Origin of the sequence: Photobacterium alginatilyticum (genome assembly GCF_009910675.1) — a bacterium.
Taxonomy (GTDB): domain Bacteria; phylum Pseudomonadota; class Gammaproteobacteria; order Enterobacterales; family Vibrionaceae; genus Photobacterium; species Photobacterium alginatilyticum.
On sequence record NZ_RSEJ01000313.1, the window covers coordinates 1 to 410 of the forward strand.

The 410-nt window shown below is 48.3% G+C and carries 1 rRNA gene; it reads right to left on the minus strand.

Annotation, left to right across the window (positions count from 1 at the left end):
• Positions 1–410: ribosomal RNA gene (locus EIZ48_RS28830) — 23S ribosomal RNA — on the minus strand; the annotation flags it as partial.

A 410-nucleotide genomic window follows, 5' to 3' on the forward strand; every position in this document is an offset into this window, starting at 1 on the left:
CTGCCCATGGCTAGATCACCTGGTTTCGGGTCTAATCCTAGCAACTGTACGCCCAGTTAAGACTCGGTTTCCCTACGGCTCCCCTATACGGTTAACCTTGCTACTAAAATTAAGTCGCTGACCCATTATACAAAAGGTACGCAGTCACCCCATCACTAAGCCACCTCTGCTTGATTTTGTGTGTTGATCAACGCTTCGCGTTGYTAACCACTATCAAACTRAAGTACTTGTTGTCACTAAACCACAATAGCTTAGTGATGGGGCTCCTACTGCTTGTACGTACACGGTTTCAGGTTCTATTTCACTCCCCTCACAGGGGTTCTTTTCGCCTTTCCCTCACGGTACTGGTTCACTATCGGTCAGTCAGGAGTATTTAGCCTTGGAGGATGGTCCCCCCATGTTCAGACAGG